At 70.5% G+C, this 13,156-nt stretch carries 13 protein-coding genes and 1 pseudogene; 11 read left to right on the top strand and 3 right to left on the bottom strand.

All coding sequences use genetic code 11. The features are described 5' to 3' along the window. Positions 1-772 precede the first annotated feature (772 nt). Together ACFWV2_RS32590 and ACFWV2_RS32585 are read left to right on the top strand one after the other, a co-directional pair. Positions 773-1,447: a formylglycine-generating enzyme family protein gene (locus ACFWV2_RS32590; RefSeq protein ID WP_384410891.1), complete on the top strand. Its 675-nt coding sequence runs from the start codon at positions 773-775 to the stop codon at positions 1,445-1,447. Positions 1,448-1,728: 281 nt separating this feature from the next. Continuing rightward, entirely contained in the window at positions 1,729-2,478 is a 750-nt protein-coding gene (locus ACFWV2_RS32585) for a hypothetical protein (RefSeq protein WP_384410888.1), read from the top strand. Here ACFWV2_RS32585 and ACFWV2_RS32580 read toward each other — a convergent pair. After that, a complete protein-coding gene (locus ACFWV2_RS32580) occupies positions 2,450-2,815 on the bottom strand; it encodes a hypothetical protein (protein ID WP_384410885.1) in 366 nt (121 codons plus the stop codon). The two genes, ACFWV2_RS32585 and ACFWV2_RS32580, sit on opposite strands and share 29 nt — an antisense overlap. Positions 2,816-2,831: 16 nt before the next feature. Between ACFWV2_RS32580 and ACFWV2_RS32575 the strand changes: the two genes are divergently transcribed. From ACFWV2_RS32575 to ACFWV2_RS32560, 4 genes are all read left to right on the top strand, one after another. After that, positions 2,832-3,557: a hypothetical protein gene (locus tag ACFWV2_RS32575; protein WP_384410882.1), complete on the top strand. Its 726-nt coding sequence runs from the start codon at positions 2,832-2,834 to the stop codon at positions 3,555-3,557. 2,016 nt (positions 3,558-5,573) lie between these two features. Next, on the top strand, positions 5,574-5,879 hold the full coding sequence (locus ACFWV2_RS32570) for a DUF6247 family protein (protein ID WP_030557046.1): 306 nt from the start codon (positions 5,574-5,576) through the stop codon (positions 5,877-5,879). Further along, on the top strand, positions 5,876-6,136 hold the full coding sequence (locus ACFWV2_RS32565; RefSeq protein ID WP_266901045.1) for a hypothetical protein: 261 nt from the start codon (positions 5,876-5,878) through the stop codon (positions 6,134-6,136). The genes ACFWV2_RS32570 and ACFWV2_RS32565 overlap by 4 nt, the downstream gene beginning before the upstream one ends. Positions 6,137-7,012: 876 nt before the next feature. Beyond that, positions 7,013-7,348, top strand: a complete 336-nt coding sequence (locus ACFWV2_RS32560) for a hypothetical protein (RefSeq protein WP_384410877.1) — start codon at positions 7,013-7,015, stop codon at positions 7,346-7,348. Positions 7,349-7,725: 377 nt separating this feature from the next. Here the strand turns inward: ACFWV2_RS32560 and ACFWV2_RS32555 are convergent, their stop codons facing one another. Further along, complete coding sequence (locus ACFWV2_RS32555) at positions 7,726-8,037, bottom strand: hypothetical protein (RefSeq protein WP_384410874.1); 312 nt, start codon at positions 8,035-8,037, stop codon at positions 7,726-7,728. A 424-nt stretch (positions 8,038-8,461) separates the two neighbouring features. Here ACFWV2_RS32555 and ACFWV2_RS32550 point away from each other — a divergent pair, with 424 nt between their 5' ends. The 4 genes from ACFWV2_RS32550 (at position 8,462) to ACFWV2_RS32535 (ending at position 11,950) form a co-directional block, all read left to right on the top strand. Beyond that, positions 8,462-8,797 (top strand): hypothetical protein, encoded by a 336-nt coding sequence (locus tag ACFWV2_RS32550; RefSeq protein WP_384410871.1) that lies wholly within the window; start codon positions 8,462-8,464, stop codon positions 8,795-8,797. A gap of 243 nt (positions 8,798-9,040) precedes the next feature. Beyond that, complete coding sequence (tpg, locus tag ACFWV2_RS32545; protein WP_384410868.1) at positions 9,041-9,595, top strand: telomere-protecting terminal protein Tpg; 555 nt, start codon at positions 9,041-9,043, stop codon at positions 9,593-9,595. A 166-nt stretch (positions 9,596-9,761) separates the two neighbouring features. After that, positions 9,762-11,258 (top strand): sensor histidine kinase, encoded by a 1,497-nt coding sequence (locus ACFWV2_RS32540; protein ID WP_384410865.1) that lies wholly within the window; start codon positions 9,762-9,764, stop codon positions 11,256-11,258. Further along, the gene (locus ACFWV2_RS32535; RefSeq protein ID WP_384410862.1) at positions 11,255-11,950 is read left to right on the top strand and encodes a response regulator; all 696 of its coding nucleotides are present in this window, start codon (positions 11,255-11,257) and stop codon (positions 11,948-11,950) included. The genes ACFWV2_RS32540 and ACFWV2_RS32535 overlap by 4 nt, the downstream gene beginning before the upstream one ends. A 45-nt stretch (positions 11,951-11,995) precedes the next feature. Here ACFWV2_RS32535 and ACFWV2_RS32530 read toward each other — a convergent pair. Continuing rightward, positions 11,996-12,316: pseudogene (locus ACFWV2_RS32530) on the bottom strand (phosphatase PAP2 family protein); the annotation flags it as partial. A gap of 485 nt (positions 12,317-12,801) precedes the next feature. On the opposite strand from ACFWV2_RS32530, the gene ACFWV2_RS32525 reads away from it, so the two are divergent. Then, positions 12,802-13,005 carry an SH3 domain-containing protein gene (locus tag ACFWV2_RS32525; RefSeq protein WP_384410859.1) on the top strand — a complete coding sequence of 68 codons (204 nt, stop codon included), beginning with the start codon at positions 12,802-12,804 and terminating at the stop codon, positions 13,003-13,005. Positions 13,006-13,156: the final 151 nt, after the last annotated feature.

The raw sequence follows: 13,156 nt of genomic DNA, 5'->3' as shown, positions 1-13,156 counted from the left end.
CGATCTCCCACAACCCGTCCGGAACAATCCAACTCCACGTACCCCGCCCCATGACGTGCCCAACGACCGCCTCACCACATAGGACACGGTCCAAGCCGGAGGACTGGCCGCGCACCGCGGCCGTCCTCTCCGGCCGCCTGCAACGGGCCGCCCCCGCCCTTCGGCGCCGCGGTGTTGACGTGCAGAAGATGCCCCGCACCAAGACCGGCCGCCCGCTACGGATCTCCACCGAACCGACCGACTGACCACCCGCTCGCCCCCGCACAGCCGCCCGGCTGCGCGGGGGCGCCGTCATTCGTCGCGGATTCCTCTCTCGGCCTCGCCCCCTCCCTCACCTCGCTGTCCCCGCCTACCATGAGCCGCCCCGCCGTACAGCGGTGCCGGGTGGAGGTGACGCACTCGGTGACGAGGTGACGCACTCGGTGACGCACTTGGTGACGCACTTTTCCCCCTCCATCAGCAGTCTGACCTGCACGTATGAAGGCACAGTCCCGTCACCCTCCCGCCTTTGGCACAGACAAAACCCCAGTTCAGAGCATGTTCTGCGGCGATCGGAGTGCGTCACCGCGTGCGTCACCGGTGCGTCACCCCTCCCGGAGTGCGTCACCCCCAGTGACCTGTGCCAGTGAACGTTGATCGATTGCCACTGAAGGGTGATCGATGGCTGTCTGTGTCAGTGAACGATGACGACTTGCAGGTTCGTGCCAGCCAAGGACGACCGTTGGTGGCTCTGGCGTTTGGCGCTGGCAGGTCTCGTTAGGATCTTCTGATCATGGACGTGATGACGGGGAACGAGATGATCGCCATCCCGCCGGGGCAGGTGACGCTGTCGGACCGGCGGACACAGCGCAGTTGGTCGGTCGAGCTTGCGCCCTACCAGCTCGCGGCATCCCCGGTCACCCAGGCGTTGTACGCACAGATCACAGGCCAGCGGCCGAGTACCACCGCTGGCGACCAGTTGCCCGTCGAGTGCGTCTCCTGGTGGGACGCGGCGCGGTTCTGCAACGCCCTGTCCCAGTGCGCCGGTCTCACGCCCGCGTACCACTTCCGTGCCGAGGCCGAAGGCATCGAGTGGGACGCGTCCGCCAACGGGTATCGGCTGCCGACCGAAGCCGAGTGGGAGCACGCCTGTCGTGCTGGGACGACCGGGCCGCACTACGGTGAGCTCGACGAGATCGGCTGGTACCGCGGTAACTCGCACGAGCGCATCCACGATGTGGGCGGCAAACGCCCCAACTCGTGGGGGCTCTATGACATGCTCGGCAACGTCTGGGACTGGTGCTGGGACGTCTACGACGCAGAGGTCTATGGCGCCTATCGGGTGCTGCGTGGCGGTGGTTGGTTCGATGAGCACTGGAGTTGCCGGGCCTCCGCGCGGCGCCGCAGCCACCCGACTTTCCAGGTCGACGACGTGGGATTCCGGGTCGCGCGTTCCGTCGTGAGCTGATCCAGGTCGTGTGCGGCCCGGCCCGCGCGGGGTCGATCGACCGAATGATCAACCTGACGTGGCACAAACTGGCGTTGATCATCCTTCAGTGGCAATCGATCAGCGATCACTGGCACAGGTCACCCAGAACCGTGTCCTCTGCCATCGGATCTTGCTCGTTTGCCATCGAAGCGTGATGACTACCGGTTTCGGGACATCGAACCCTAACCGTGCAGGTCAGAGCTTTCCCTGTCCGAGGGCCGGAGTCGCGGCGGGTAGGACTGACCTGTTTGGATTCCGGCATGACGGATTGGGCGCAACTCAGCCATGCCTACGGCTCGGCGGAAGGCATACCGGTGCTGCTGGATCAGATCGCTTCGGAGCCGAGCCCCGAGCGTTGGAACGATCTGTGGTCGGCGCTCTGCCATCAAGGCAGTGTCTACTCGGCCAGCTTCGCGGCCTTGCCGTGGCTGGCCGACGTAGCCGGCCGCGCTGACCGGGAGCAGGCGGTCAGCGCCTTGAACCTGGCGGGTGCGATCCTGGCGGGCTCTGACCAGCCGCACGGGGCCGGCGACGTCCGAGCCCAGCACGCTGCGGAGGCCGAGACCCTGCTGGTAGTGGTGAATGAACACCTCCGGACTTCGTCCGATCGGAATGAGTACGCCTATCTCCTGGAATCCATGCTGAGCTTCGAAGGCTTCGTGGGCTGGGGTGAAGACCTCGCCTGGGGCCTCGTGAACGAGGAGTACGAGGTCTCCTGTCCTGGCTGCGAAGCCAACCTGTTCATCGTCATCGGCGAGCGCGGGTTCTTCTCCACGAGCGGTGACTACGCGCTGTCGGGGGATGACGTCGAGACGGCGCCCCTGCGTCCCGCCAGTCCCGCGGTCATGGATGGCATCGGCCGTCGGCTCCACGACATCGCCCTCGCCGACGGGCACCAAGACGTCGCCAGCGCGATGACCTACGTCTTCGGCGATGCGACGTGCCCGGACTGCGAAACCGGCTTCTCCGTAGCGGATCAGGTCAGTGCCGATTGGTCCGCCCCACACTGAGCAGGTCCAGCGAAACGTAGGCTTCTTCGTCGAACCGGGCGCTGGTGTCATCCATGCCGAGACGCAGCAGCGGCTGCATATGGCGGGCAAGCAGCGCCTCGTCGCCGCTTCGGCCCCCGAGCATCGCCTCCCACTCCCGTCCGTCCGTCCGGTCCGCCCCGGCCGGGTCAAGCGAGCGGCGCGGGCGGTCCGGCGGGCAGCTGCCGAAGGCCTGCGCCCCCGCCCCGCCCGCGAGTGACCAGTCCCCTCCCGCGCGGGCCGCGCGCGGCGGAACAGACTGCAACCAGGCGTTGCCGCAATTCCCCCAGAAATAAGCTGATCGGACGGACCAGCCCACCTCGCCAGGAGGACCCTTGGACACCAACGTGCTGCTCCACCCCCTGATCGCGCAGACCATCGCCACGCTCGTGGCCGACGGCGGCGGAGTCGTCACCTACGACCAGGGCATGGGCGGACGGGAGACCCTTGTTGCCGCGGCCGCCGCTCTCGCCGCCCGCGTCCAGGCCCCGCTGACCCTCGTCGAGGCGCCCGTCCTGCACGACGACACCAGCGCGACCGTCGCCGCCCTCCAGCCCGACGTTCACTGCACGGTCATCTCCGGCCGCGCCGCCGCGCGCCGGCCCGGCCCCACGCTCGGCGGCGTCCTGGCCGTACACGCCGACCAGCTCCGCGATCCAGCCGTCCGCCTGCCCCTTCTGGAACTCGCCCGCGCAGCCGACCATCTGCTCGTGGTCCGTCACGACTACAGCGACACCACCCTGGACCACCTGGCCGGCCCCGCCCACACCCTGGATCACCGGGAGTTCAAGCGGCTGGGGCCCGTCCCCAACGATCCGCGTTTCGTCACCGCGAATGCGGACCTCGACGGCTGGGTGCAGTCGTTCGCCTCCGCCGACCTTCCGCCGACCTTCCGCCGACCTTCCGCCGACCTTCCGCCGACCTTCCGCCGACCTTCCGCCGACCTTCCGCCGACCTTCCGCCGCCCCCACAGGACGAGGGACGAGGCATATGGCAGGAGACACCCCAGAGCCCGTACTCCGAATTCTGGTCCGAGTTCAGCGCGCACAAAAGAGACCTGATCGAGCGGCTGAATCAGCGGATCGGCGATGGACCGGCCCCGGACAGCGCCGAGCCCATCGACGTGGCCGACCTCGAAGCAGCCCCGCGCGCCGACATCGACTTCGATCAGCTCGCCGCCGAGAACACGGAGCGAATGGCGCAGGCGGCAGCGGCCGTTGAGCGGCGCTTTGCAGAGCTGCGCGACCGTTTCCGCAAGGATGCCCAGGGCCGCACCGCGACACCGTGTCGGCCGCACGAACCCCACCAGCAGGACCAGGCGCAGTCCGCCGCCCAGCACCCCCCGGCGGCCGGACCCCGGGCCAGTAGCCGCCGGTACCGCACCCCACGCGCTGCCGCTACGGCCCGGCTCGCCCCCAGGCGGCCCCCCTGCCGCGGTGGCGGCGAGCAGCGTGCCCGCCACCCCGGCCAGGCCACCGCAGCAGGCCGAGAAGCCTCCCGTGCCGCCGGGCGGACCGGCGCACCACCTCGGGAGGCCCTTCATCCCCCCGGGCGAGACAGCTGCCCCTCCTCCCGTTCTCGGCCGCAGCCACCGGCGCAGACCTCCGGCGTGCGAGAACGAGGCCCAAGGGGGAAGAGAGTGCCACCAGCCCCCGAAGAGAGGCCCGGGCACGCCCGCGCGGACAGGCCTGACGGGACGCAGCTCATGCTCTGAGCCGAGTGCGAGGACATCACCGCCATGCGGGAAGAGGGAGACCTACCGGCGTTCATGCGAGTCCTGATCGGCCCCGCCCCCACCACGTCTGCTCCCTCGCCCCCGCACTTCCGCGATCCGTCCCATACCCCAGGCGCCTGGCCAGCGTCGCAGCCTCTAGTCCCGGGGCGTGTACGGGCCCCCCAGGAGTCCGCTAACTGCGGGTGCCTGCAGTGCAAAGCGCTCGCGGAACACGTCGAGTCCGACGCGTGCGTCTGCTCGTCCTGCGTTCACCGCAAGACACAGTTATCGGCCGCATGCCGTCCCCGCGGTGCTGCCGTACTCCCTCTCCTCCGCGTTCCTCGAGCCGGCCTTGTACCGACCACGGGCCTGTCCGAAGATCGCCTGCAAGACGGCTCCACGGGCACATCACATCCAAGGAGTGCAGCTCCGCAGCCGGACCCGCCGCGAACGCAGGCGGCATGAGAGAGCCGGCAGGAACGATGCGCACCACCGCTCTGCCCTCTCGCCGGACCAGCCGACGAGCCCATCCGGCCCGATCACGCCCGGCGGAGGGACCCGGCTGATGGAACGGCCGCTCACGGGCCCGCAGACTCTCCTTCCCGCAGGGCCCGACCGGGTGGAAGACCGGCCCGCACCAGCGGTGTTTGTGCGGGCTGGTCTCCCCGAAGCTGGGAAACAGTGAGTGCCGATCGAGAGCCGGTCCCGCGCACGTGCGAAGGGACGCGAGACCGGCTGTGGACGCCCGTCCTGTCGGGGCCATGGCGACCGTACGACGCACCCGCAACAAAGCGCAGGTTCTGATCCGCCGTCAGTGGCCCGCCCGCAGACCTCGCAGGAACAGCCAAACGCCACTCGCCAGTGGAGCCACCCGCGATCCCGACACCAAACGACGAACGACGCGATGCGCGAGGCCCGCGAACGGGCCGTCTTGTCCCGAGGCCGAGGCGAGCGCACGCCGCAGCCTCTTGCCGCCAACCGTGTAGCCGTCCGGGGCGGGGATCCCCCCGCCGGGCAGCAGGCCCAGGCCCCGCTGCCCGACGCCGACGCAGAGCTGCGCCCTTCAGCCGAGGCATCGACGCTGTAGCGAGGCCCCGCGTCGTTGAGGAACGCCGAAGCGCCCGACAAGGGTCGGTGCAGACGTTACGATGCCGATCGGCAGGACGCGCACCGCCACTCGCCGCCGCTGCATCCCCGCCCGCGCCGGGAACAGCCCTGACGGCCAAGGTCCCCACCCAGGCCCGCGATACCCACCCGCACCACTGCGGGCAAGCGCGGGATGCCCGGAGAGACAACCGCCATGCCACACACGACCCGACGCGCGTACCGTTGCGCTAGGACCCGCCGCCGGGAGGAACAGCCGATGAGTGCCCAGCCCGACCACGCACCCCCCATGCCGCACGCTCCCGCGCCCGGCGCGCCGGCCGAGCTGCGTGCCCAGCTGCGCGCGGACCGCCGGGCAAAGACGTGGGTCCCGGCGTTCGAGCGGGACTGGGCCAAGGCCCTGGAAGACGCCCGGCACGCCTTCAGCCTCACTCCCCTGCACGAGGTCGTACGCACCTGGCAGCTGCGCGCCGCCGCCGCCGGGGACGTGGATGCCTTCATGGACGCAGGACAAGACGACTCCGACTTCGTGGACCTCGACGACGTCCTCGGCGGCCGCCCGTGACCGAGCAGCCGTGGGCAGCGCGCCTGTCCCCGCAGGCCGCCAAGTCGCTCACCGCGCTCCCCGACCCCGCCCGGGAGATGGTCCGCGACCTGCTGGACATCGCGGTCCGCTCCCCGTGGGGCTGGCCGCAGTGGAACCCCGGAGACCCAGAGGGCGAGGACGTCCGCGCGGCATCCGTCGGACAGCTCTCCGTCGTCTACACGGTCAACCGCCTCACCCACCGCCTGTCGGTCTTGAGCATCGTCTGGCTCGGATAGCCCCCAGCCTGCCCCTTCAGGTCAGGAAGGGCAGCGCCCCGCAGCCGGCCGCGGCGGTCGACCCGGACCGCCTGCAGGCGCCGGCAGAGCCTTACCGTTGACGATCCGCCAGGCCGTCGTACGCGGCAGCGGCTTACGCCCGAGGGTAAGACGGGGATCGCTCAGGCAGGGAGCACCAGCCCCTTCGTACGCCGCCGCCAGGGCAAGGCAGAGCTCCCGCCCGACGGGCTCCTGGAGGCCCGCCTCGCCCGGCGGCGGCGTCTCGGCCCCGGCCCGGTCGATCCCGGCACCACATCTGCCCAGGACTGACCGTACGAAGGCGGTGAACGGGGGCGCGAAGCTTGGTCAACAGGGGCTAGGGTCGGCTCCAACCCGCGCCGATATGGCGTGCGCGGGCGAGGCCCGGCGCCCAGATGCGCTCTGGGAGCAGTACCGCCGGGCCGCCCCAACCCCTTCTCGCTGTGCGCCAGCACCAGGCCGAGGACTGCGAGCGGTCGCCGCTGAGGCGCCGCAGTCGTCAATCACTCACGCGGAGACGCTGCGGGATCAGGGCCTGCTGGTCACCGGGATGCTGGAGACCGGCTTCACCCCGCAGGAGATCAGGCACGCCCTGCTCGCCCGTCCGCTGCCTCAACCGCTGCGGACCACGGTCGGCGCGATCATCGGCCGTCGAATGCGGGACCTGCTCCGGATCGGTCCGGCCGCTGGTGTCCGACCGATTCCTGCCCAGCAGGCCGGGGAGTACGACCCGCTGCACCCCAGCCGGCGGACCGGGAGGAGACACCGGTTCCCGCGTCCTGGGCGGAGAAGCGCGCGCAACTGGAAGCGGAGGTTGCGGGTACCGGTCGGCACCGGCCCTGCGCCGGAGACGAGGGCATGTGCTCGCTCCTCGCCCTGCCCGGCATGGACCTGTGCGCGGTCTGCCTCGGCGGCGAGCAGCCGGTCTGTGCCAACGGCTGCGGCCGCGGCGTGGTCGCGGACGGGAAACTCTGCCTGGTGTGCGACGAACCGCCCGCCACCGTGGACATCGGCGACTGCCCCGGCCACCGCGGCAAGAAGTGCGGCCGCGCCGTACAGACCGCCGGACTCTGCGGGCGCTGCAAGATCGAAGCGGAGCGGGACAGGGCCGATGCCGACGCCGAGTGGGAGAGGGCCCGGGACGCCGCCATCGCCGCAGCAGAGGCAGCGCAAGCCACACCTGCACCCTTCTAGGCCGCTGTACGGCGATCTACGCCCCTCTGGACCCGCTCCGAGTCTTCCTCGGCCACCCGGGGTCCTGATCGTGGCTCAGATCGCCGTATGGCGCCTTGATGGGCGTCGTGTGATTTGCAGTGGTTGCGACAGGGTTTTCAGGGTGTGTTTTGCCTGTGCGACACCGCGGGTGATTGTCACTGGGGCGCTGCGGTGGTTGTCATCGGGGGTGGGGTGTCGTTCGTGCTGGTCGGGGGTGGGTTGGCTTCTGGTGGTGACATTGTGGTGCGGTGTGTTCGGTGTCATCGGTGGGTGTTGTTGCTGGACAGCGGGGTGCGGTGTCTATGGGGTGGGTCGGCCGGCGTCCGGGGTTGGGGGTGGGCCGTTGTTGTCTGGTCTCAGAACCCGGCCATCGACTTGTCGAGTACTCCGCCTGTCGCGGCGTACAGGCTGCACTTTGGGGAGTGTCCGGATCTTCTTCGGAGTGTGAAGCCGAGCAGGAAGAAGGCGAGGAAGAGCCCTCCTTCGACCGCGGCGACGACTGGGTTGTAGATGAAGTACACGAAAGCGGCGATGCCCAGCCAGACCACGATGGGCAGTATCGAACCCCGGAGAACCGTGCCGAAGCTGACGGGCGCCACCCCGTCCGGCAGCACGCGTTCGTTCCACAGGTCGATGTGGTGGCGCGTCACGCAGTGCTCGTCAGTCATGCCCTGATCAGATCACTCCCGCACTGATTGGTGTGGCGGCAGTCAGAAACCGGGCTGCCAGGGGTGCGTGAGCTGGGTCTGGGGGTGGTTGTGCTTGTACCGCAGGCCGCGGGTCGGTGTCTCCTTTTCGCGGTTTTTGGGGTTGTGGCCCGTCCCCCTACCCGGAAGACCATCGAACGACGGAAGAAGGGCTGGGCTGCCCCCGGACTACGGACTGCGCGAGTTTCGCCTGCTCGCGGTCGGCCCGGCCGCCGGGGTCCGGCCCATCCCCGCCCAGCAGGCCAGTGAGTACGACCTGTTTCGACAGGGGCCGGGCGACTCGGAAGAGACGCCGGTCCCGGAATCCTGGACGGACAAGCGCCTGCGCCTGGAGGCGGAAGTCTCCGGTGCCGGCCGACACCGACCCTGCGCCGGGGACGACGGCATGTGCCCCCGCCTTGCCCTGCCCGACACGGACTTGTGCGCCGTCTGCCTGGGGGGTGAACAGCCCACCTGCGCCGACGGATGCGGGCGCGGCGTCGTCGCTCCGGGCATGCTCAGCCTGGCCTGCGTCGAGCCGACCGTCACCGTGGACGTTGGCGACTGCCCGGGTCTCCACGGCAAGGGGTGCGGGCGGGCCCTGCAGACCGCTGGTCTCTGCGGGCGATGCAAGATCGAAGCGGAGCGCGCCAAGGCTGACGCCGATGCCGAATGGGAGAGGGCCCGGGACGCCGCCATCGCCGCAGCCCAGGCAGCGGAACCCGAACCCGCACCCTTCTAGGCCGCTGTACGGCGATCTCCCGGACGATCACCCCCTGCCAAGTCTCCCTTGGTCGCCCCGGGTGCTGATCGATCCTCAGATCGACGTACAGCACCCCGGCTTCACCCGGCGCCCGCAGCGCCCGCAGAGGCCCTGTGACCGGCCGTCCCACGACACCGGTCACAGGGCCCGCCACACCGTCTGTCACAGCCGGGGCGTCCCTCGCGCGGCACGCCCCGCCGACCACTCACCGAAGGACCGCACATGACCATCGACGCAGCCCTGCACGGCGCGCTCGCGGGCGCGTTCACCCGGCCGATCCCGAAGAGCGCCGGCGCCCAGGTCCGCTACCTCGTCAAGCAACACCACGGCAGCACCCGCGACGTCGCAGCACTGCTCGGCGTCTCCCAGCGCACCATCGAGCGCTACGTCCGCGACCAGATCAAAAAGCCGCGGGCCGACCTGGCCGACCGCATGGCCGCCGAAGTACGCCGCCGCTGGCAGCCACAGATCCGGGCCAAGGCCCGCAAAGCGGCCGCCACATCCGCCGGCCTGATGGTGGACGTCAGGGCCCGGTTCGGCTTCACCGCCGCACCCGGCACCACCGACGACGCCCGCCTGCGCCACCTCACCCTCGCGCTCCCGCCCCACCACGCCGCCCGCCTTCTCGACGCCCAGGAGCAAGGCGCCACCGACCGCGAGCTGCAACGGGCAACGGCCGACGCCCTCGGTGAGGTCTACTTCCGCGACGGCGGCCACCGCGCCCACGGCCTCGACGTCGAGCTGACCGACATCGAGCAAATCCAGTTCGAGCTGTAGCCACCCGCCCATGCCGCCGGCCCCTGGCCAGATGTGACTGATTCCCAATCATGGTTGTCAAGCAGTCCTTGATCCGGCCTGCTCGGCAAGGGCATTAGATCCCGGGCCCGCAGTAGTGGACTTTCGGCAGTGCCGCGGGGCGGCGGAGTTCCGTAGGGTCGCGTCCGTGAGAACAGTGATCATCGTCCGGGTGCCGGCACCGGTACTGTCCGCAGGCCTCTTCATCGGGGCGATGGCGGCCGTTGGCACAGGTGTCGCCACTCTGTGGTGGGGCATACCGGCGGCGGTCTGCGCCTTCTTTGCGGGCTGGCAGCCGGGGCGGAACCGGAGCACGGGGGCAGCCTTGATCGGAGTGCTCGCGGCCGCCGTGGTGGCTGTGCTCCTGGTGCCGGCGTGGTTGGGCTGGGCGAGCCAGTTCGTGGGGTTGCTGCTCGTGGCGGCGATGCTGCCGTGGTTCGCGGGCCGGTTCCTGCGCCAGTACCGCGAACTGGTCCGGGCCGGATGGGAGCGGGCCGCGCGGCTGGAACGGGAACAGCATCTGGTCGCCGAACAAGCCCGGTTGCGCGAGCGGACCCGGATAGCGCAGGACATGCATGACCTCCTCGGCCACGACCTCAGCCTTATCGCCCTGTCCGCGGGGGCACTGAAGCTGGCCCCTGGTCTATCGGAGGACCACCGGGCCACCGCCCGGGACATCCGCGCCAGGGCGGGAGCCGCCGTCGACCGGCTCGGCGAGGTGATCGGTGTCCTGCGCGAGCCATCGGATCTGGCTCCGGGGCCCGAGCCCGGCGCCGGGCTCACCGAACTCGAGGGCCTGGTGGACCGGGCGGCCGCGGCGGGGCTTGACGTCCGGCTGCGTGTAGAGGGCGAAGCGGCGGCTGGCGACGCGCTGCTGGTCATCGAGCGGGCCGTGCAGCGCGTTGTCCAGGAGGCGCTGACGAACGTTGCCAAACACGCGCCCGGGCACCGGGCCAACGTCGTCGTCCGGCACGCGGAAGGACGGACCGAGGCCAGTGTGACGAACGAGCCGGTGCCCAGCGCCTCTACGGCCCACCATGACCGCGCCGCCCGTACCGCACCAGAGTCCCGGGCCTCGGCACCCGGTGACGGCCACCGCTTCGGGCTCATCGGCCTGGACGAACGCGTCCGACTCGCCGGTGGCACCTTCACATCGGGCCCCGAGGGCGTCGGGTTCGCCGTCCGGGCCACGCTCCCGCACCGTCCCGGGGCCGTGCCCCCGCCACGCCGCGCCGAGCCCGGCGATCCAGGTGACGTCCTACCTTCTGAGCACCGCAGTGCCCGTCGGCGACTGGGCCGTACCGCCGCCGCGGCCGTCTTGGTGCCGCTGTGCACCTCCGCGTTACTCATCGGCGGAGTGCGAGCGTGGGACACCGTGACGGCACGGCAGTCGGTACTCGCCCCGCAGGACTACGCCCTCCTGCACGTCGGCCAGCCACGCGCGGACATGGCGCGGTATCTGCCCGAGCGCCAGACCACGCGCCGCCCGGCCGCGCCCACGACCGCACCGCAGGATGCGGCCTGCGAGTTCTACGTACAGACCGCCGACCCGTTCGACGACCGCTCGGGGGACATCTACCGTCTCTGCTTCCGGGCCGGACTCCTGGTCTCCACCGACAACTACACCGGGAAGGCTGTCCGATGATCCGGATCCTGATCGCCGACGACGAGCCCATGATCCGCGCAGGCGTCCGCGCAGTCCTTGCCACCGACCCCGGCATCACCGTCGTTGCCGAGGCAGCCGATGGCCATCAGGCGGTGGAGCTCGTTCAGCGCCACCGCCCGCAGGTGGCCGTCCTCGACATCCGGATGCCGGGGACCGGCGGCATAGAAGCCGCCGCCGAGATACGAAGGACGGTCCCCGAAACCGGGGTTGTGATGCTGACGACTTTTGGCGAGGACGAGTACATCCTGCGCGCCCTGAGCGAAGGTGCCGCCGGCTTCCTGATCAAGTCCGGCGAGCCGGAGGAACTGATCGCCGGTATCCGGGCGGTTGCCGACGGCGCCGCCTACCTGTCACCGAAGGTCGCGGCCCGGGTCGTCGCGCATCTCGCCGCCGGCGGTGCGGGCGCCCAAGCCAACCGCCGCTCCGCGGCCCGCGCCCGCGTCGAGGCCCTGACCGCGCGGGAGCGGGAGGTGCTCGGCTTCCTCGGCAGCGGGTTCTCCAACGGGCAGATCGCGCGCCGCCTGCGCCTGGCGGAGGGAACGGTGAAAGCCCACGTCAGCTCGATCCTCGCCCGCCTCGGCGTCGACAACCGGGCCGCGGCGGCCGTGGTCGCGCACGAGGCCGGCATGGTCCCGGTGCCGTCCGACCGACTGCCCTACAAGGAAAGCTGACACCGCCCGCAGGGCAATCGGCAGTACGAGGAGCCGCACGGTTACCACGGCCGTCGCGCCGAGCGCCGCGCCCGCCAGGACGTCGTGCGGATAGTGCACCCCGACCAGCACCCGCAACAGGGCTGCCGCCCCGGCCACCGGCAAGGCCAGGGCCGCGAGCCGAGGCCGTATCAAGACCACGCCGACAGCCAGCGCGACGGCCAGGGTGGCGTGGTTGCTGGGGAACGACCAGTCGCCCGGCGCGGGACACGGCGCGAGGGCCACGACCCCTGGCAGGGCCCGGCACGGACGTTGCTCGTCGACGAGGAGTTTGAGCGCCTCGCTGATTCCGTAGGCGACGACGGTCCCGGCGGCGGCCACAGCCATCCCGGCCAGCCCCTCCCTATCCCTGCGGCGTAGGGCGCTCCAGCCGACCCAGGCCAACAGCAGGCCCAGGAACAGCAAAGTACCCTCACTCGCCGCTTCCAGGACGGTCTCAGCCCACGGCGGCCCGTCCGCCACGCTCCCGGTCAGCGCCCGGTAGGCCCGCACCGAGAAGCCCGCAGTGACGTGCACCGGCTCGTTCGTCCCCAGCACACCGCCGGGCGCCAGCCAGACCACGGCCGCTGCCCCTACCCCGGCCGACGCGACCGCCATCGGTAGCCGTCGCCCCCATCTGTATCGCTTGATCGAATCCATGCTGCCCACGGTAGGAACACCGCAGGCGGGGCGCCCTGGCCGAATGGCAGCCCGGTACCCCGACGATCGTCAGGGTTGACCGGTACAGGCTGAAGAGACGGGACTGGCCTCGGAGATCCATAGGCCCTCACGAAGACGTGAGCGTCATGCGGCAGCGGGTCTGTCAATCGAACGTGAACCTGCGCTCCGGCGCGGGGACCCGCTACGCCTCGCTCGGGCACCTGACCCGTGGGGACCTGATCGACGTCGACCGCAAGTCGAACGGCTGGTACCGGGTCACGCTCTCCGAGGGCTCACGTTCCGGCATCAAGGCCGGCACCACCGGATGGGTGGCCGAGCGCTACCTGAAGCCCTCCGTCTGCATGCAGCTCGACTAGGACTTGTCCGGCCGATCATCTGGATCACCGGCAGGCCCCGTGCGCGCTCCCGCTGCTCAGCACGGATTTAGGATTACGGGTGTGGATATACGAGGGGTCGTTGAAGAGCTGGCGGAGGAAGCCGAAGGGCAGATCCGTGACCACACGTGGG

Origin of the sequence: Streptomyces sp. NPDC058671 (assembly GCF_042716475.1) — a bacterium.
Taxonomy (GTDB): Bacteria; Actinomycetota; Actinomycetes; order Streptomycetales; family Streptomycetaceae; genus Streptomyces.
The sequence above is the reverse complement of the archived record's forward strand: the minus strand, read 5'-3'. Positions and strand labels throughout refer to the sequence as shown.